Source organism: Brachybacterium sp. AOP42-C2-15 (assembly GCF_052377065.1).
Taxonomy (GTDB): Bacteria; Actinomycetota; Actinomycetes; order Actinomycetales; family Dermabacteraceae; genus Brachybacterium.
This window is the reverse complement of sequence record NZ_JBQSWK010000003.1, coordinates 67005-84419: the sequence shown is the minus strand read 5'-3', so window position 1 is coordinate 84419 and position 17415 is coordinate 67005. Positions and strand designations below refer to the sequence as shown.

Annotated in this window: 20 protein-coding genes; 1 reads left to right on the top strand and 19 read right to left on the bottom strand. The window is 66.4% G+C overall.

The window, feature by feature from the left end:
- Positions 1-118: 118 nt before the first annotated feature.
- The 14 genes from rpsQ to ngcE all read right to left on the bottom strand — a co-directional run bounded on the left by rpsQ (position 119) and on the right by ngcE (position 9609).
- Complete coding sequence (gene rpsQ, locus ACT3SQ_RS02665) at positions 119-445, bottom strand: 30S ribosomal protein S17 (RefSeq protein WP_441444686.1); 327 nt, start codon at positions 443-445, stop codon at positions 119-121.
- A gap of 20 nt (positions 446-465) precedes the next feature.
- Positions 466-699, bottom strand: a complete 234-nt coding sequence (gene rpmC, locus ACT3SQ_RS02660) for a 50S ribosomal protein L29 (RefSeq protein WP_345077038.1) — start codon at positions 697-699, stop codon at positions 466-468.
- Positions 699-1118, bottom strand: a complete 420-nt coding sequence (gene rplP / locus ACT3SQ_RS02655; protein WP_441444685.1) for a 50S ribosomal protein L16 — start codon at positions 1116-1118, stop codon at positions 699-701. Before rplP ends, rpmC begins: the two co-directional genes overlap by 1 nt.
- 5 nt (positions 1119-1123) lie before the next feature.
- Positions 1124-1975, bottom strand: coding sequence for a 30S ribosomal protein S3 (gene rpsC / locus ACT3SQ_RS02650; RefSeq protein ID WP_441444684.1), 852 nt, complete (start codon positions 1973-1975; stop codon positions 1124-1126).
- 10 nt (positions 1976-1985) lie between these two features.
- Positions 1986-2339 carry a 50S ribosomal protein L22 gene (gene rplV, locus ACT3SQ_RS02645; protein WP_299298804.1) on the bottom strand — a complete coding sequence of 118 codons (354 nt, stop codon included), beginning with the start codon at positions 2337-2339 and terminating at the stop codon, positions 1986-1988.
- Between the two features lie 53 nt (positions 2340-2392).
- Positions 2393-2674, bottom strand: a complete 282-nt coding sequence (gene rpsS / locus ACT3SQ_RS02640) for a 30S ribosomal protein S19 (RefSeq protein WP_015776373.1) — start codon at positions 2672-2674, stop codon at positions 2393-2395.
- A gap of 18 nt (positions 2675-2692) precedes the next feature.
- Positions 2693-3529, bottom strand: a complete 837-nt coding sequence (gene rplB, locus ACT3SQ_RS02635) for a 50S ribosomal protein L2 (protein WP_441444683.1) — start codon at positions 3527-3529, stop codon at positions 2693-2695.
- Between the two features lie 46 nt (positions 3530-3575).
- On the bottom strand, positions 3576-3878 hold the full coding sequence (gene rplW / locus ACT3SQ_RS02630) for a 50S ribosomal protein L23 (protein WP_441444682.1): 303 nt from the start codon (positions 3876-3878) through the stop codon (positions 3576-3578).
- The gene (gene rplD / locus ACT3SQ_RS02625; RefSeq protein WP_444592094.1) at positions 3875-4807 is read right to left on the bottom strand and encodes a 50S ribosomal protein L4, sunset domain variant; all 933 of its coding nucleotides are present in this window, start codon (positions 4805-4807) and stop codon (positions 3875-3877) included. The genes rplW and rplD overlap by 4 nt, the downstream gene beginning before the upstream one ends.
- 5 nt (positions 4808-4812) lie before the next feature.
- Positions 4813-5493 (bottom strand): 50S ribosomal protein L3, encoded by a 681-nt coding sequence (gene rplC, locus ACT3SQ_RS02620; RefSeq protein ID WP_441444680.1) that lies wholly within the window; start codon positions 5491-5493, stop codon positions 4813-4815.
- An 11-nt stretch (positions 5494-5504) separates the two neighbouring features.
- Positions 5505-5813: a 30S ribosomal protein S10 gene (gene rpsJ, locus ACT3SQ_RS02615; RefSeq protein WP_015776378.1), complete on the bottom strand. Its 309-nt coding sequence runs from the start codon at positions 5811-5813 to the stop codon at positions 5505-5507.
- Between the two features lie 456 nt (positions 5814-6269).
- Positions 6270-7181, bottom strand: coding sequence for a carbohydrate ABC transporter permease (locus tag ACT3SQ_RS02610; RefSeq protein ID WP_441444679.1), 912 nt, complete (start codon positions 7179-7181; stop codon positions 6270-6272).
- Positions 7178-8149: a carbohydrate ABC transporter permease gene (locus tag ACT3SQ_RS02605; RefSeq protein ID WP_441444678.1), complete on the bottom strand. Its 972-nt coding sequence runs from the start codon at positions 8147-8149 to the stop codon at positions 7178-7180. The genes ACT3SQ_RS02610 and ACT3SQ_RS02605 overlap by 4 nt, the downstream gene beginning before the upstream one ends.
- The gene (gene ngcE / locus ACT3SQ_RS02600; protein ID WP_441444677.1) at positions 8146-9609 is read right to left on the bottom strand and encodes an N-acetylglucosamine/diacetylchitobiose ABC transporter substrate-binding protein; all 1464 of its coding nucleotides are present in this window, start codon (positions 9607-9609) and stop codon (positions 8146-8148) included. The genes ACT3SQ_RS02605 and ngcE overlap by 4 nt, the downstream gene beginning before the upstream one ends.
- Positions 9610-9782: 173 nt before the next feature.
- On the opposite strand from ngcE, the gene ACT3SQ_RS02595 reads away from it, so the two are divergent.
- Positions 9783-10727, top strand: a complete 945-nt coding sequence (locus tag ACT3SQ_RS02595) for a general stress protein (protein WP_441444676.1) — start codon at positions 9783-9785, stop codon at positions 10725-10727.
- Positions 10728-11108: 381 nt separating this feature from the next.
- Here ACT3SQ_RS02595 and tuf read toward each other — a convergent pair whose 3' ends face one another.
- The 5 genes from tuf to ACT3SQ_RS02570 all read right to left on the bottom strand — a co-directional run bounded on the left by tuf (position 11109) and on the right by ACT3SQ_RS02570 (position 17324).
- Positions 11109-12296, bottom strand: coding sequence for an elongation factor Tu (gene tuf / locus ACT3SQ_RS02590; RefSeq protein ID WP_441444675.1), 1188 nt, complete (start codon positions 12294-12296; stop codon positions 11109-11111).
- A gap of 130 nt (positions 12297-12426) precedes the next feature.
- Positions 12427-14574, bottom strand: coding sequence for an elongation factor G (fusA, locus tag ACT3SQ_RS02585; protein ID WP_441444674.1), 2148 nt, complete (start codon positions 14572-14574; stop codon positions 12427-12429).
- Positions 14575-14664: 90 nt separating this feature from the next.
- Entirely contained in the window at positions 14665-15135 is a 471-nt protein-coding gene (rpsG, locus tag ACT3SQ_RS02580; protein ID WP_299298842.1) for a 30S ribosomal protein S7, read from the bottom strand.
- A complete protein-coding gene (gene rpsL / locus ACT3SQ_RS02575; RefSeq protein ID WP_345076990.1) occupies positions 15135-15509 on the bottom strand; it encodes a 30S ribosomal protein S12 in 375 nt (124 codons plus the stop codon). Before rpsL ends, rpsG begins: the two co-directional genes overlap by 1 nt.
- Positions 15510-16091: 582 nt before the next feature.
- On the bottom strand, positions 16092-17324 hold the full coding sequence (locus ACT3SQ_RS02570) for a resuscitation-promoting factor (RefSeq protein ID WP_441444673.1): 1233 nt from the start codon (positions 17322-17324) through the stop codon (positions 16092-16094).
- Positions 17325-17415: the final 91 nt, after the last annotated feature.

Genomic DNA, 17415 nt, shown 5'->3' with positions numbered 1-17415 from the left:
CCCCCGCGGCCACAGCGGCCAGCTCGGCAGCAGCGCAGAGACGAAGAGAAGGGCCGACCCTCCCTGTGGGAGGACCGGCCCTTCTCTGGATCACGGAGCGGTCACTGGGACCGCCCGATCACTTGGCGCGCTCGACGATCTCGACCAGACGCCACCGCTTGGTGGCGGAGGTGGGACGAGTCTCCATGACGACGACACGGTCGCCGATGCCGGCGCTGTTCTCCTCGTCATGAGCCTTGAACCGGCTCGTCTTGGTCGTGACCTTGCCGTAACGGGCGTGCTTCACACGCTCCTCGACCTCGATCACGATGGTCTTGTCCATCTTGTCCGAGACCACGTAGCCACGCTGGGTCTTGCGGTAGGGACGCTCGTGGGAGGACGCGTGCGCGCCTTCCTTGTCGAGCTCCTCGACGGCCGGGGTCTCGGCCTGGGTGTTGTCAGTCATCTCTGTTCCTCGCTTCGCGGTCACTCGGCGGCGCCGGGCGCCTGACGGATGCCCAGCTCTCGCTCGCGCAGGATCGTGTAGATCCGTGCGATGTCCTTCTTGACGGACCGCAGACGGCCGGAGTTCTCGAGCTGACCGGTCGCGGACTGGAAACGGAGCTTGAACAGCTCGTCCTTGCCCTTGGCAAGTTCTTCCACCAGCTTCGCGTCGTCCAGCTTGTCGAGTTCATCGGCGGTGAGCTTGGTCGCTGCCATCAGATGTCACCACTCTCTCGGCTCAGGATGCGGCTCTTCATGGGGAGCTTGTGCTGCGCCAGGCGGAGTGCCTCGCGAGCCACCTCCTCCTCGACGCCGGCGAGTTCGAACATGACTCGACCCGGCTTGACATTGGCGATCCACCACTCGACCGAACCCTTACCGGAGCCCATGCGGACCTCGGCAGGCTTCTTGGTGAGCGGACGATCGGGGTAGATGTTGATGAACACCTTGCCGCCACGCTTCATGTAGCGCGTCATGGCGATACGTGCAGCTTCGATCTGACGGTTGGTGACATAGGCGGGCTCGAGAGCCTGGATGCCGTAGTCGCCGAACGCGAGATCGGTGCCGCCCTTGGACATGCCACTGCGGTGCGGTCGGTACTGCTTGCGGTGCTTGGTCCTGCGAGGGATCAGCATGTCGCTCAGGCCTCCGTTCCGGGCTGCTGTACGGGCGCGGGTGCCGCCTGCTCGGCGGAAGCGGACGGAGCAGCAGCCGGAGCTGCACCCTCCGAGCCGTCCCGACGCGCGGTGGCGTTGCGCTCGTTGCGACGGCCACGCGGGCGCTCTGCACGCGGGGCGCCACGTCCGCCGGAGCGGGGACCCTGCGAGGCGGCCTGCTGAGCCGCGAGCTCCTTGGCGGTGACGTCGCCCTTGTAGATCCACACCTTCACGCCGATGCGGCCGAAGGCGGTCTTGGCCTCGTAGAAGCCGTAGTCGATGTTCGCGCGAAGGGTGTGCAGCGGCACGCGACCCTCGCGGTAGAACTCGTTACGGCTCATCTCGGCGCCACCGAGGCGACCGGAGACGGCCACTCGGATGCCCTTCGCACCTGCACGCTGCGCGGACTGCATGCCCTTGCGCATCGCACGGCGGAAGGAAACGCGGGCGGCGAGCTGCTCGGCGATGCCCTGAGCAACCAGCTGAGAGTCAGCCTCGGGGTTCTTGACCTCGAGGATGTTCAGCTGGATCTGCTTGCCGGTGAGCTTCTCGAGCTCACCGCGCAGGCGCTCGGCCTCCGCGCCACGACGCCCGATGACGATGCCCGGGCGGGCGGTGTGGAGGTCGACGCGCACACGGTCACGGGTGCGCTCGATCTCGACCTTCGAGATGCCAGCCCGCTCCATGCCCTTGGACATGAGCGTGCGGATCGCGACGTCTTCCTTCACGTAGTCGCGGTAGCGCTGACCCTCCTTGGAGGAATCAGCGAACCACCGGCTGCTGTGCTCCGTCGTGATCCCGAGACGGAACCCATTCGGATTGACCTTCTGGCCCATTCGGGACTCCTTACTTGTTCACGGGAGCGACGACCACGGTGACGTGGCTGGTGCGCTTCTTGATCTGGAAGGCTCGACCCTGAGCACGCGGCTGGAACCGCTTCTGGGTCGGACCCTCATCGACGAAGGCGGCGGCGACGGCGAGGTCGCGCTCGTCAAAGCGCTCCCCTGCCTGATCAGCCTTCACCCGCGCGTTGGCGATCGCGGACTCGACGAGCTTGAGGACGGGCTCACTGGCGGCCTGCGGGGCGAACCGCAGGATGTCCAGGGCCTCGGCCGTGCTCTTGCCACGAATCAGGTCCACAACGCGGCGAGCCTTCATGGGCGACATGCGGAGATGCCGCACCTGCGCCTTGGCTTCCATTGCTGTCCTGCTTTCTTCTGGGTGTCGGGACGTGCTGCCGTGCTGACCTCAGGTCAGCGACGACGGCCCTTTCTGTCGTCCTTCTCGTGGCCCTTGAAAGTCCGCGTAGGAGCGAACTCGCCGAGCTTATGGCCGACCATCGACTCGGTGACGAACACCGAGACGTGCTTGCGACCGTCGTGCACTGCGAAGGTGTGGCCGAGGAAGTCCGGGGTGATGACCGAACGACGCGACCAGGTCTTGATGAGGTTCTTGGTGCCCTTTTCGTTCTGGACATCCACCTTCTTCTGAAGGTGGTCGTCCACGAAGGGGCCCTTGGCGATACTGCGAGGCATAGTTCCTGGTTCTCCCTATCAGCGCTTCTTGCCGGTCCGACGACGGCGCACGATGAGCTTGTCGCTCTCCTTGCCCGGCCGACGGGTACGGCCCTCGGGCTGACCCCAGGGCGACACCGGATGACGACCACCGGAGGTACGGCCCTCGCCGCCACCATGCGGGTGATCGTGCGGGTTCATGACGACGCCACGCACGTGAGGGCGCTTGCCCTTCCAGCGCATGCGGCCGGCCTTGCCCCAGTTGATGTTGGACTGCTCGGCGTTGCCGACCTCGCCGATGGTCGCGCGGCAGCGCGCATCGACGTTGCGGATCTCGCCGGACGGCATGCGCAGCTGCGCATACGGTCCTTCCTTGGCGACCAGCTGCACGGAGGCGCCGGCGCTGCGGGCGATCTTGGCACCGCCACCGGGCCGAAGCTCGATGGCATGGACCACGGTGCCCAGCGGGATGTTGCGCAGCGGCAGGTTGTTGCCGGGCTTGATGTCCGCGCCTGGACCGTTCTCGATCCAGTCGCCCTGACGCAGCTTGGCCGGCGCGAGGATGTAACGCTTCTCGCCGTCCAGGTAGTGCAGCAGTGCGATGCGCGCGGTGCGGTTGGGGTCGTACTCGATATGAGCGACCTTCGCGTTGACGCCGTCCTTGTCGTGGCGGCGGAAGTCGATCACGCGGTAGGCCCGCTTGTGGCCACCGCCCCGGTGACGGGAGGTGATACGACCGTTGTTGTTACGACCGCCGGACTTGGACAGCGGACGGACCAGCGACTTCTCCGGCGTGGATCGGGTGACCTCGACGAAGTCGGCGCCACTCGAGAAACGACGACCGGGCGTGGTCGGCTTGCTCTTACGAATTGCCATGTGGGATTCCCTCAGACTCTCTTCGGCTCCTCGGATATCGGCCGCCTCAGGCGACCGACCCTCCGAAGATGTCGATGGCTCCGTCAGTCAGGGTGACGATGGCGCGCTTGGTGTCCTTGCGCTTGCCGGTCCCGAAGCGCGTGCGGCGCGTCTTGCCCTGACGGTTGATCGTGTTCACCGAGGAGACCGTGACGTCGAAGACCTTCTCGACGGCGATCTTGATCTCGGTCTTGTTGGCGTCGGCAGCCACCAGGAAGGTGTACTTGCCCTCGTCCATCAGCCCGTAGCTCTTCTCGGAGACGACCGGGGCCAGCAGGATGTCGCGGGGGTCCTTGTTCAGCGAGGTCACTTCGACTCCTCCTCGGTGGACTCCTTGACTGCGTTCACGAACCCGGCGGCCTTGGCGGCCTCCTCAGTCGCGAACCAGACCTCGGCCTTGGTACGGCCGTACCACGGGGAGTCCGGGGTGTGGAACTTCATCGAGTCCTGGTTGCCCTTGATCGTGAAGCCCTCAGGTGCGGAGTCGTCGGCCAGCGGGGCCGCCGATCCCTCACCGAAGGGGGCCTCCTGCGCAGCAGCCGGGGCGGCAGCGGCAGCAGCCGGTGCAGCCTTCGCAGCGGCGAAGGTCGAGGTGGACAGGGACAGGGTTGCCTGGGCCACGAAGTCCTCGAGCGCAGCGGCGGTGAAGACCACGTCGTCGGAAAGCATGACGTCGTAGGTGTTCACCTGGTCCGCGTACAGGACGTGGGTGGCAGGCAGGTTGCGCGAGCTCAGCGCGCCGAGATCGTCATCGCGACGCACGACCACCAGCAGGTGGCGACGGTCGGAGACGTTCGCCAGGGTCTGGCGGGCGGCCTTGGTGGACGCGACGTCACCCTCGAGCAGCGAGGAGATGACGTGGATGCGGCCGTTGCGGGCGCGGTCCGAGAGGGCTCCGCGCAGGGCGGCGGCCTTCATCTTCTTCGGGGTCCGCTGGCTGTAGTCACGCGGCACGGGGCCGTGGACGACGCCACCGCCGGCGAACTGCGGCGCACGGAGCGAGCCCTGACGGGCACGACCGGTGCCCTTCTGCTTCCAGGGCTTCTTACCGCCACCACGCACCTCGGCGCGGGTCTTGGTCTTGTGCGTGCCCTGACGAGCGGCCGCCTGCTGGGCGACGACCACCTGGTGGATCAGGGGCACGTTGGTCTGCACGTCGAAGATCGACGCAGGCAGCTCGACGGAGCCGGACTTCTTGCCGGCCGGATCGAGCACGTCGACAGAGAGATTCGCTGCCATCGGGCTCAGGCCTCCTTCGCGGGGCTCTTGACAGCCGAGCGGACGAGCACGAGGCCGCCCTTGGGGCCGGGAACGGCACCCTTGACGAGCACGAGGCCCTTCTCGACGTCGACCGCGTGAACGGTCAGGTTCTGGACACTGGTGCGGTCGCCGCCCATGCGGCCAGCCATGCGCTGACCCTTGAACACGCGACCGGGGGTGGATGCGCCACCGATGGAACCGGGCTTGCGGTGGTTGCGGTGCGCACCATGGGAGGCGCCGACACCGGAGAAGCCGTGGCGCTTCATGACGCCCGCGGTGCCCTTGCCCTTGGAGGTGCCGACGACGTCGACCTTCTGGCCGGACTCGAACACCGAGGCGTTGATCTCCTGGCCGACGGTGTAGTCAGCGGCGTCGACGGTGCGCAGCTCGACGAGGTGACGGCGCGGGGTCACGCCGGCCTTCTCGAAGTGGCCCTTCAGCGGTGCCGACACCTTGCGGGGGTCGATCTGGCCGTAGGCGATCTGCACGGCGTCGTAGCCGTCGGTCTCGATAGACCGGATCTGGGTGACGACGTTCGCACCGGTCTGCACGACGGTCACAGGGACGAGCTTTCCGTTCTCGTCCCAGACCTGGGTCATGCCGAGCTTGGTGCCGAGCACGCCGGACACCGGACGGGCCTTCTGGCCGGTCAATTCGTTGCTCATCTCCACCACCCTCAGAGCTTGATCTCGATGTTGACGTCCGCCGGCAGGTCGAGGCGCATGAGCGAGTCCACAGCCTTGGGCGTGGGATCGACGATGTCGATCAGTCGCTTGTGCGTGCGCATCTCGAAATGCTCACGGGAGTCCTTGTACTTGTGGGGAGAACGGATCACGCAGAACACGTTCTTCTCGGTCGGCAACGGCACCGGGCCCACCACAGTCGCGCCAGCGCTGGTGACCGTGTCGACGATCTTGCGCGCCGAGCTGTCGATCACCTCGTGGTCGTACGACTTGAGCCGGATGCGGATCTTCTGTCCCGCCATGGCGTCCTGTCTCTCTTCTAGGTCTGGCATGGAAGCAGCCGTCTCCCGGTACCCGAGGACGGGCGTGTCGGCCTCTGCGGGGCACACGAGCCCAGCACAGAACCGCCGAAAGTCGGCTGCTGCTGCGTCGATTCCCTCGTTCGATGCGCGATCCATGCCAGGGGCAAGGTTCGCATCCTCGGGACGGGCCTCATCCGGTGATCATTCGCCGAGGTGCCCCAGGGGACACTCAGAGAACGGAACCGGGTATGTCGGCCCACGCAGACAACTTGAACAGTGTGCCAGAGATCGGACCGCCCCCACAAGGGAGGGGCAGGTGCAGCCGATCACATGCTCAGCACCGGCGCCGGTGCCGGAACTCAAGAAGGGCCCGGACGCTGCCGCCCGAGCCCTTGCCACCGTACCCTCCCACGCCGTCCCGCTGGCACATCCGCCGTTCAGAGGGGAGGCGACCGATCACTTGTTCGTGCTCGGCCCGATCCCGCCCTGCAGCTGACGTTGGAAGATGAGGTACACGATCAGCACCGGGATGATGGTGATGGTGACGGAGGCGAACATCGCGCCCCAGTCCGAGTCGTACCCCTGCTGGGCCTGCATGTTCGCAAGACCCTGGGCGAGGACGTACTTGTCCCGATCGGTGTTCAGCACGATCGGGATCAGGAACTGGTTCCACAGGCCCAGGAAGTTGAAGATCGTCACGCTGGCCATGCCCGGGCCCGCCATCGGCAGCATCACCTGGAAGAAGGTCCGGAAGTCCCCCGCGCCGTCGATCGCCGCCGCCTCCGCGATCTCTTCCGGCAGCTGCCGGAAGAAGGCGTAGAGGAAGAACACGGTGAACGGGAGCGCGAAGCCCACATACGCCAGGATGAGGCCGATGTAGGTGCCGCGGATGTACAGCGACTCCATGATGAAGAACAGCGGCACCACCGCGAGGAACAGCGGGAAGGTGAGCCCGGCGATCAGGCCGTAGTACAGCACCTGCCGGCCCGGGAAGTCGTACCTCGCCAGCACGTAGGCGCACATCGCGCCGAGCAGCATGACCAGCACCAGTGCGACGCCCACCACCAGCACGGTGTTGCCGAAGAATCGGCCGATGCCGGCTTCCGTCCAGGCGGTGACGAAGTTGTCGAAGTTCCATGATTCCGGCATGGCGAACGGAGAGGCGAGGATCCCGCCGGAGCTCTTGAAGGAGCTGAAGACCGTCCACAGCAACGGCAAGAGCACGACCAGCGCCCACAGCGAGAGGATGGTCTGGGCGACCACCGTGAACACGCGGTCCTTCGGATTGGCCCGGCGCCGACGGGACGCGGCTGTCGCGCCGGTGGAGTGTGCCGGCGCGGATCGGGGCGCCTTGAGCTCGGTGTTCATCGCTCCCCCTTCTGGCGGGTGCTGAACAGGACGATGACAGCCATCAGCATCGTGATCAGCGCCATCACCACACCCATCGCCGAGGCGAGGCCGAATCGGGAGTCACTGAATGCAGTCTGGTAGAGATACCTCGAGACCACCTCGGTGCTCTTGCCGAGCCCGCCGTTGGGGGTCATGACGTTGATGTACACGAACATGTCCAGCGCCATGATCCCCATATAGACCGCCGCCGTGGAGACGTTCTCCCGCACCATCGGCAGGATCACCGCCACGGAGAGGCGGAAGCGACCGGCCCCGTCGATGCGGGCCGCCTCGACCACCTCGGAGGGGATCGACTTGATCGCCGCGACGAACAGGACCATGTAGAAGCCCACCAGGCTCCACACCACGGCGGCCACGATCGCCGCCAGTGCGAAGCGCCGATCGCCCAACCAGGCGATGTGGATGTCCAACCCCACCAGGTTCAGCAGCCCGTTCAGGAGCCCGCCGTTGGGCGAGTAGATGAAGGCGAAGAGGATCCCGACGACCACCGCGGGGATGACGTAGGGGAAGAAGCTGACGACCCGGAAGATCGTCGCGCCGCGGATGCCGCGGATCGTGCCGCGGCTGTCCCCACCCACCGTCACCAGGATGGCCAGGATGAAGGCGAGGGTGATGGTCACGGTGGGCAGCACGATCATGAAGATCATGTTGTTCCGCAGTGCCCGACGGAAGACGTCGTCGTGGAAGAGCGTGACGTAGTTGTCCAGCCCGATGAACTGCGGCGCCCTGGCCAGGCCGCGCCAGTCGGTCAGCGAGTAGTAGAACGCCTGCAGGAACGGCGAGACCACGAACACGACATAGATCAGCATCGGGAGGCCGAGGAAGAGCGCGAAGAACAGCACGCGGGAAGGGGTGATGCGGGCACGCCTCCCCCGGGAGCGCGGGGCGCTCACCGGAGGAGTGGCCGCGGGGACTACCGCCATCATTCGACGTCGAACTTCTCGATGCTGTCGTCTTCGCGGACCTTGTCGATCGCAGCCTGCGAACGCTCCCGCGCCTCGTCGGCGGTGACGTCACCGTTGAGGAACTCCGCCCACAGGGGCTTGAACTCATCACCCATGCCGTACCAGTCGGTGAAGTTGTAGGTGAAGACATCCTCTCCGGCGGCGTCGATCATGGAGCTGACCGAGGCCAGACCCGTCGAGCCGAAGCCGTCGTCGGGGATGGTGTCTTTGACGATCGTCATCGAGGAGGTGAGCTTCGAGAAGTTCTCGCACTGCTCCTTGGAGAGCATGACGCGGAGGAACTCGAGCCCGCCTGCCCCGTTGGCGGCCTTGCTGGGGACCATGAAGGGCTCGCCGGCAGCGCCGTGGATGGCGGTCGGGCTCATCGTGCCGCCGTCGGCGAGCATCGGGGTCGGGGCGCCGGTCATGGCGTAGTCCTCGGGCGTGGTGCTGCGCTGCTCATTCTCGATCCAGGACCCGGAGGGGTACATGACCGCCTTGCCGGTCACCCACTGGGTCTGGGCCTCGGTGTGCTTGATGCCGGCGCCGCCGGAGAGGAAGTACCCGGCCTTGACGGCCTCCTCGATCGCGGCGAAGGCATCGACCACGGTGGGCTGCTCATAGGCGCCCTCCTCCAGGCGATCCAGCATCTTCGCGACCTCCGGGCCGCCCTGCTTGATCGCCATCGACAGCGCGAGCTCGTGATAGTAGTCGGCGGCGTTCTGACCGCCCCAGGCGAACATGGCCAGACCCTCACCCTTGGCGGCCTCGGCGATGGTCATGACATCGTCCCAGGTGGTAGGGGCCTCCCAGCCCTTGTCCTCGAACTGCTTGGCCGAATACCACAGGGCGAAGACGGTGTACATGTAGTTCAGCGCGTACAGCTTGCCGGAGTAGGTGCCCGGCACCAGCACACCGGGCAGCAGGGACTCCTCGATGGTGCCGCCGTCGAGCGACGGCGCCTTGATGAGGGCGGCGAGGTCCGCGAGGCTGCCCTCGGAGATCAGGGCGCTGGCGTTCATCGACTGCGCACCTGAGTTGTCGAACAGGTCCGGGGGGTTGCCGCCGATGAAGCGGGGTTGGAGGTCGGGCTGGATGTTCACGGTCGAGGTCACCGCAGCGGTCGCCTCGGGGTAGAGCTCCTCGAACTTCGTTCCGGCATCCTTTGCATACTGGTCGCCGTAGCCACCGTTGAAGATGACCACGTCGACGGTCGAATCCGCTTCGACACCGAAGGGGTTCTCATCGCTGACGTCGCCGCCACCCGTGGCGACAGCGCCACCGCCGTCACTTCCTTCGTCGTCACCGCCACCACCGCCAGCCGCACAGGCGCTCAAGGCCACGGCACCGGTGCCGAGGGAGGCGAGAGAGAGGAAGCGGCGGCGGGAAGCGCCCATTCTGTCCAGGGGAGTCTCGAGCAGGGGATCGCGCTCAGCGTCCATGGTGTCCTCATTCGTTGTTCGTCGTCGAATACGAGTGCTGTACAGGACAGTAGTCGTTTATGTCGCGCGTCACGTGGTTTTCAGCGGCGTGCCCCGGATCGTTACCTGCACCCCCTGCCGCCGTGCGGGCGGAACCCAGCAAGTTCTCTCACGACTGCTCTACCGTGGGCTCCATGAGCCAACCGATGCAGTCCCCCCGCTCCGCGTCGCCGCTGACGGCGCGCCTGTACGACCTCGAGTACCCGCGCTCTCTCGGCGTCTACAACACCTACCAGGAGGTGCAGTCCGTGGTCGACACCCTGGCGGACCGTGAGTTCCCGGTGCAGAGCACGCTGATCGTGGGCACGGATCTGAAGCTGATGGAGCGGGTCACGGGGCGAAAGACCTGGCCGCGGGTGGTCGGGCAGGGCGTGCTCTCGGGCCTGTGGATGGGACTGTTCCTGGGCCTGCTCCTGATGCTGCTGAACCCGGGCGACCTCATGATCGTGGTGACCAGCGTCCTGATGGGCATGGTGTTCTTCACCGTGTGGTCCGTCATCGGATATGCGATGACCGGGGGCAAGCGTGACTTCACCTCGATGACCTCGACCATCCCGATGCAGTACGAGCTGCTCGTCGAGCACAAGCACGCCGCGCAGGCGCGCCAGATCCTCGCTGACTCCGGTGCGGGGCCCGCTCCCACCGCTGCACCCGCCCCGGTGACGGCTCCGCCTCACGGCCATACCCCGCTCCCCCACGCAGGCGCACCCTCCAGCGGGGGCCAGCAGTTCGGCGCACGCACGCCGCAGCCCGGCGCACCCGTGTCCGGCGCACCCGCCCGACCCAGCTACGGACAGCCGGCCTCCGGCGCGTCCCCAGCCCAGGGAGAGCCTCGCAGCCACCGGCCCACCTTCGGGAAGCCGGCCGGTGCACCCCTCCATGAGCAGGCGACCTCGCCGTCGACTCCGCAGGCGTCTGCCGCCTCCGGCAGCTTCGGAGCGCCGGCACCTGCGCCCGAGCCTGCGCCTGGTGCCGGGGGTGCCTCACAGTCCCACTCCACACCGGACGGCCGTCCGAGCAGAGGCGATCATGCCGCTCCCCCGCAGGACGGCAGCCAGGACGGCGACGCCTCGCGCTGACCGGTTCGGCTCAGGGGGCAGGCCCCCGCATCAGCACGTCGGGCGTGCTTGGTGCGGGGGCCTTTCTCTGCCCCGTGCCCCTGAGCTCCGTGGTCCTCAGGAGCTCACTGGCCTGCCGTCCCGCCGTCCTCGCCGCCTGCCGGCCTGCCCTCCAGCTGGCCCGGGCACCTGCCGCCAGCCCTTCTGCTGCCCTGCTGCCCTGCTGCCCGTCCTGCTGCTCACGCGCATCGGCAGGATGATCAGCTGTACGGCGTGGGCCCGAAGACGGAGCGGGCCCAGAGACGACGAAAGACCCCGCACCGGTCATCCCGGTGCGGGGTCTTCGTTGCTCAGCGCTCGCAGAGAGAGCGCCTCACGGTTGCGGGGTCACCCCCGCGGCGATCACTTGGTGATCTTGGTGACGCGGCCGGAGCCCACGGTGCGGCCACCCTCACGGATGGCGAAGCCGAGGCCCTCCTCCATGGCGATCGGCTGGATCAGCTCGACCGTCATCTCGGTGTTGTCGCCGGGCATGACCATCTCGGTGCCCTCGGGCAGCGTGATGACGCCGGTGACGTCGGTGGTGCGGAAGTAGAACTGCGGGCGGTAGTTCGAGTAGAACGGGTTGTGACGCCCGCCCTCGTCCTTGGACAGGATGTAGACCTGCGCCTCGAAGTTCGTGTGGGGGGTGATGGTGCCGGGCTTGGCGACGACCTGGCCGCGCTCGACGTCCTCACGCTTGGTGCCACGCAGCAGCAGACCGCAGTTCTCGCCGGCCCATGCTTCGTCCATCTGCTTGTGGAACATCTCGATGCCGGTGACGATCGTCTTCTGCGGCTCGCGGATGCCGAGGATCTCGACCTCGGAGTTGATCGCGAGCTTGCCGCGGTCGACCTTGCCGGTGACGACGGTGCCACGACCCTGGATCGTGAAGACGTCCTCGATCGGCATCAGGAAGGCCTGGTCGAGATCGCGGACGGGGTCCGGGATGGACTCATCCACGGCGTCCATGAGCTCTTCGATGGCCTTGACCCACTTCTCTTCACCCTCGAGGGCCTTGAGAGCGGAGACCTGGATGACCGGCGCGTCCTCGTCGAAGCCCTGAGCGCCCAGCATCTCGCGGACCTCCATCTCGACGAGCTCGAGGATTTCCTCGTCGTCGACCATGTCGGACTTGTTGAGAGCGGCGAGCAGGTAGGGAACGCCGACCTGCTTGGCGAGCAGGACGTGCTCACGGGTCTGAGCCATCGGGCCGTCGGTGGCGGCGACCACGAGGATCGCGCCGTCCATCTGAGCAGCGCCGGTGATCATGTTCTTCACGTAGTCAGCGTGCCCGGGGGCGTCGACGTGCGCGTAGTGGCGCTTGTCGGTCTCGTACTCGATGTGCGAGACGTTGATCGTGATGCCGCGCTGCTTCTCTTCGGGCGCGTTGTCGATCGTGTCGAAGTCACGCTTCTCGTTGAGATCCGGGAACTTGTCGTACAGAACCTTCGAGATCGCAGCGCTCAGCGTGGTCTTGCCGTGGTCGACGTGACCGATGGTGCCGATGTTGACGTGCGGCTTGGTCCGCTCGAACTTGGCCTTCGCCATGATGGTGTCCTCCTAGGACTTCTAATCGTGGTACTTCTGGATCGGGATCGGATCCCGCCTCGGCGAGGCGGAGCTCCGAAGGGAGTGTGGGGGAAACAGGAGAAGGAGCCTACCTGCTTCCCCCGACTCCTCACTCGCCCCGGGTCTTTGCGATGATCTCGTCCGCGATGCTGGACGGGACCTCCGAGTAGCTGTCGAACTGCATGGTGTACATCGCACGGCCCTGGGTCTTGGACCGCAGGTCGCCGACGTAGCCGAACATCTCCGACAGCGGCACGAGAGCACGGACGATCTTGACCCCGCTCGCGTCCTCCATCGACTGGATCTGACCTCGCCTGGAGTTCAGATCGCCGATGACATCTCCCATGTACTCCTCAGGAGTACGGACCTCGACGTCCATGAGGGGCTCGAGGAGGACCGGCTGCGCCTTGCGCAGGGCCTCCTTGGCCGCCATGGAGCCGGCGATCTTGAACGCCATCTCCGAGGAGTCGACGTCGTGGTAGGCGCCGTCAAGCAGCGAGGCCTTGACGTTCACGACCGGGTAGCCGGCGAGGATGCCGGAGACCAGGGCGCTCTGGATGCCTGCGTCCACGCTCGGGATGTACTCGCGCGGGATGCGGCCGCCGGTGACCTTGTTCTCGAACTCGTAGAACACGCCGTCTTCGGCATCGGTCAGCGGAGCGAAGGTCACCTGGATCTTCGCGAACTGGCCGGAGCCACCGGTCTGCTTCTTGTGGGTGAAGTCGAACTTCTCCACCGTCCGCTTGATCGTCTCGCGGTAGGCCACCTGCGGCTTGCCGATGTTGGCCTCGACGTTGAACTCGCGACGCATACGGTCCACGAGGATGTCGAGGTGCAGCTCGCCCATGCCCTTGATGACGGTCTGGCCGGTCTCCTCGTCGAGCTCGACCTGGAAGGTCGGGTCCTCCTTGGCGAGCTTCTGGATGGCCACACCCAGCTTCTCCTGGTCGCCCTTGGTCTTCGGCTCGATGGCGACCGAGATGACCGGCTCCGGGAAGCTCATGGACTCGAGCTGGATCGGGTTCGCCGGATCGGTGAGGGTGTCACCGGTGGTGGTGTCCTTCAGACCGATGAACGCGTAGATGTGGCCCGCGAAGGCCTCATCGACCGGGTTCTCCTTGTTGGAGTGCATCTGGAACAGCTTGCCGACGCGCTCCTTCTTGCCGGTGGTGGCGTTCAGGATCTGATCGCCCTGCTTCACCTGGCCGGAGTAGACGCGCACGTAGGTCAGCGACCCGAAGAACGGGTGCGCGGCAACCTTGAAGGCGAGGCCGGAGAAGGGCTCGTCCCACTCGGGCTTGCGGGTCAGCTCGACCGACTCGTCGTTCGGCTTGTGGCCGACCATCGGGGGCACGTCGAGCGGCGAGGGCAGGTAGTCGATGACACCGTTGAGCATGGGCTGGACGCCCTTGTTCTTGAACGCGGTGCCGCAGAAGACCGGGTATGCCTCGGAGTTGACCGTCATCGAGCGGATGCCGGACTTCAGCTGCTCGAGGGTGAGGTCGCCCTCCTCGAGGTAGGCCTCCATGAGCTCCTCGGAGCTCTCGGCGACGTCCTCGACGAGCTTGCTGCGGTACTCCTCGACGGTGGCTGCCAGATCCTCGGGGATCGGGATCTCGCGCTGCCACTGGCCGAGCGAGGGGTCACCCTTCTTCGAGTTGATCGCGGGCATGTCCTCTTCGAGGGTCTCGGGCCAGTCGTAGGCCTTCATCTCGACGAGGTCGACGATGCCGGTGAAGTCGTGCTCTGCACCGATCGGGACCTGCATGACCAGCGGCTTCGCGCCGAGGCGGTCCACGATGGTCTTGACGGTGAAGAAGAAGTCGGCGCCGAGCTTGTCCATCTTGTTGACGAAGCAGATGCGGGGCACGTCGTACTTGTCGGCCTGGCGCCAGACGGTCTCCGACTGGGGCTCCACGCCCTCCTTGCCGTCGAACACTGCGACAGCGCCGTCCAGCACGCGCAGCGAACGCTCCACCTCGACGGTGAAGTCGACGTGGCCGGGGGTGTCGATGATGTTGATCTGGCTGTCGTGCCAGTAGCAGGTCGTCGCGGCCGACGTGATCGTGATGCCGCGCTCCTTCTCCTGCTCCATCCAGTCCATCGTGCCGGCGCCGTCGTGGGTCTCGCCCATCTTGTAGTTCACGCCGGTGTAGAAGAGGATGCGCTCGGTCGTGGTGGTCTTGCCAGCATCGATGTGAGCCATGATGCCGATATTGCGGACCTTGTTCAGGTCGCTGAGCACTTCAAGTGCCACGGGCTGTGCCTTTCTGGAGAACGGATGCTGGTGGAGCTGCCGAAGGACAGTCGGTGGGGTCCGCCCAGACGGGCGAACCCCACCGTGAACTCACCAGCGGTAGTGAGCGAAGGCGCGGTTGGACTCGGCCATCTTGTGGGTGTCCTCGCGGCGCTTGACAGCTGCACCGAGGCCGTTGGAGGCGTCGAGGATCTCGTTCATCAGACGCTCGGTCATGGTGTTCTCGCGGCGGGCGCGGGAGTAGCTGACCAGCCAGCGCAGCGCCAGCGTGGTGGAGCGGCCGGGCTTGACCTCGATCGGCACCTGGTAGGTCGCGCCGCCGACTCGGCGGGAGCGGACCTCGAGGGAAGGCCGGATGTTGTCCAGAGCCTTCTTCAGGGTGACGACCGGATCCTGGCCGTTCTTCTCACGGGCACCCTCGAGGGCGCCGTAGACGATGCCCTCGGCGACGGTCTTCTTGCCGTCCAGGAGGATCTTGTTGATGAGCTGCGTGACGATCGGCGACCCGAAGACGGGGTCGACGGCCAGCGGGCGCTTGGGAGCGGGGCCCTTACGAGGCATTACTTCTTCTCCTTCTTGGCGCCGTAGAGCGAGCGCGCCTGCTGGCGGCCCTTGACGGACTGGGTGTCCAGTGCGCCGCGAACGATCTTGTAGCGCACGCCGGGGAGGTCCTTCACACGACCGCCGCGGACGAGCACGATCGAGTGCTCCTGGAGGTTGTGGCCCTCGCCGGGGATGTAGGCGCTGACCTCGATGCCGGTCGACAGCCGCACACGCGCGATCTTGCGCAGCGCAGAGTTCGGCTTCTTGGGGGTCTGGGTGTAGACGCGGGTGCAGACACCGCGGCGCTGGGGCGAACCCTGGAGCGCGGGCGTCTTGGAGGAGGACGAACGACCGTCCCGCCCCTTGCGCACCAACTGCTGAATAGTAGGCACAGCTTCTCTTCCTTGTCAGCCCTCGGAGCTGTTGGCACCGAAGGATCAACATCTTCGACCGCTTGCACGGTCGGCGACCCGATATTCACCGCCCCCATGGCCCGGGAGGCTCGGCGTATCGGCCCGCCCGACAGGTGATGGCACCAGTCGGGCGTCCAGGAGGACCGTGATCGGCGCCCCGGGGCAGGAGGCCGGGCATGGCCACCCTTCCCATATTCGGGCACACCGCGAGGATCCGCTCCTCGCGGGGGACACCCCCCGCAGCCCCGAAGGGCACGCGGGTCAGTCCCGGGTCACGACCAGAGGGCACTCCGGACGCATACGCAGTCTACTGAGATGCGCGGGATGCGGTCAAAGCTTCTGGGAGGTTCCGACACAGATCACATGACGCCCTGTGACCGCCGGCCGAACCCGCAGCAAAGCGCCCGGCGAGAGCCAGCATCTCCCCAGGTCAGCGCTATGCGAGCTGTACTGCACATCCCTGACGCCGTGGATCCCACTGGATCCCACGCACAACGGGACCCCGGGCCAGAAGCCCGGGGTCCCGTGGAAGATCAGTGCATCAGCACGTCAGTACGTCGCTCAGCGGATGCCGAGCTTGGAGGTGCAGGAGGGCCATGCGCCCCAGCCCTGCTGGGCCTGAACCTTCTTGGCGATGTCGATCTGCTGGCCGCGGGTGGCCTGGTTCGCGGTGGAGGCGTACTTGCCGCCGCCGAAGGCCTTCCAGGTTCCTGCACTGAACTGCAGGCCGCCGTAGTAGCCGTTGCCGGTGTTGATGGACCAGTTGCCACCGGACTCGCACTGGGCGATGCGGTCCCACACGGAGCCCGACGGAGCAGCCGGCGCCGAGGCACCGGTGTTCCCGGAGGACTCCGACGAGCTGCGCTCGGAGCTGCGGTTGGACTTGCTGCCGGTGCTGCGCTTCTCGCTGGAGGACTTCTCGGAGGACGACTTCTCCTCCTGCACGGGCTCCGGCTTCGGGGCGGGCTTGGTGCCCTTGGCGACGACCTCGGTCACCGGCTCGGTGACGACGGTCTCGGAGACCAGCTCGGACTCGGTGACCTCACCGTCGACGGTCTTCTCGGCGAAGACCTTCTCGGTGGCGCCCGCCTTGCCCTCGGTGGTGGTCTTGGTCTTGCCCTCGAGCAGCGAATCATCCTCGACGGTCTTCGTCTCGAACGGGATCTCGACAGACTCGGTGCGCTCGCCCTCGCGGACGCGTTGGACCGTGTGGGTCGCGCCGTCCTCGAGCAGGGTGTCGCGGGGGACGTCGGCGGTGTCGGTGTCCTCGATATCTCCGAGCACCTTCTCCATCGCCTCGCCAACGGTCAGGGCGGACACCTCGAAGGTGTCCTGGCCCTTCTGGCCGACGAAGGTGACCGTCTTACGGGTGACGATCTCGACCTCGCCGTTCGCGGCGCTGAGCGAGGAGGTGGGCTCCGGGGTGATCACGGCGCCCTCGGCCTTGTAGTCGGTCTCCTCGAGCGCATCGGCCACGGTGTCGCCGGTGGTGAGCAGATCCTTCGCCACCCCGTCGATGGTGACGGTGACCGGGGTGCGCTGGATGACCTGGATCTCGAGGCCGTCGGTGACGGCCTCCGTCAGGGCCGGCACCACCAGGTCGGTGTCCTTGACCTCGATGCCCTGGGCGGAGAGCAGATCCCCCACGGTGGGCTGCGAGAAGGTGCGCACCGAGGATTCCTCGCCGTACACGTTGAGCTGCGCCTCATTCGACATGGCGAACGCGGTGCCGCCACCTCCGACAGCGACGACGCACACGGTTGCGGCTGCGACGATCCACGGGGTCTTCTTCACTGTTCCACCTGTTCCTTGCCGCGGCATGCGGCGTTCGTGTCGTTCTCAGAGCTCCGGTCCCCAGCAGGTGGGGCATGCAGCTCCGGCACGC

Bases quoted from the DNA above. Each gene is read 5' to 3' on its own strand.
- rpsQ (WP_441444686.1), bottom strand. From the start codon at position 445: ATGACTGACAACACCCAGGCCGAGACCCCGGCCGTCGAGGAGCTCGAC.
- rpmC (WP_345077038.1), bottom strand. From the start codon at position 699: ATGGCAGCGACCAAGCTCACCGCCGATGAACTCGACAAGCTGGACGAC.
- rplP (WP_441444685.1), bottom strand. From the start codon at position 1,118: ATGCTGATCCCTCGCAGGACCAAGCACCGCAAGCAGTACCGACCGCAC.
- rpsC (WP_441444684.1), bottom strand. From the start codon at position 1,975: ATGGGCCAGAAGGTCAATCCGAATGGGTTCCGTCTCGGGATCACGACG.
- rplV (WP_299298804.1), bottom strand. From the start codon at position 2,339: ATGGAAGCCAAGGCGCAGGTGCGGCATCTCCGCATGTCGCCCATGAAG.
- rpsS (WP_015776373.1), bottom strand. From the start codon at position 2,674: ATGCCTCGCAGTATCGCCAAGGGCCCCTTCGTGGACGACCACCTTCAG.
- rplB (WP_441444683.1), bottom strand. From the start codon at position 3,529: ATGGCAATTCGTAAGAGCAAGCCGACCACGCCCGGTCGTCGTTTCTCG.
- rplD (WP_444592094.1), bottom strand. From the start codon at position 4,807: ATGGCAGCGAATCTCTCTGTCGACGTGCTCGATCCGGCCGGCAAGAAG.
- rplC (WP_441444680.1), bottom strand. From the start codon at position 5,493: ATGAGCAACGAATTGACCGGCCAGAAGGCCCGTCCGGTGTCCGGCGTG.
- rpsJ (WP_015776378.1), bottom strand. From the start codon at position 5,813: ATGGCGGGACAGAAGATCCGCATCCGGCTCAAGTCGTACGACCACGAG.
- ACT3SQ_RS02610 (WP_441444679.1), bottom strand. From the start codon at position 7,181: ATGAACACCGAGCTCAAGGCGCCCCGATCCGCGCCGGCACACTCCACC.
- ACT3SQ_RS02605 (WP_441444678.1), bottom strand. From the start codon at position 8,149: ATGATGGCGGTAGTCCCCGCGGCCACTCCTCCGGTGAGCGCCCCGCGC.
- ngcE (WP_441444677.1), bottom strand. From the start codon at position 9,609: ATGGACGCTGAGCGCGATCCCCTGCTCGAGACTCCCCTGGACAGAATG.
- ACT3SQ_RS02595 (WP_441444676.1), top strand. From the start codon at position 9,783: ATGAGCCAACCGATGCAGTCCCCCCGCTCCGCGTCGCCGCTGACGGCG.
- tuf (WP_441444675.1), bottom strand. From the start codon at position 12,296: ATGGCGAAGGCCAAGTTCGAGCGGACCAAGCCGCACGTCAACATCGGC.
- rpsG (WP_299298842.1), bottom strand. From the start codon at position 15,135: ATGCCTCGTAAGGGCCCCGCTCCCAAGCGCCCGCTGGCCGTCGACCCC.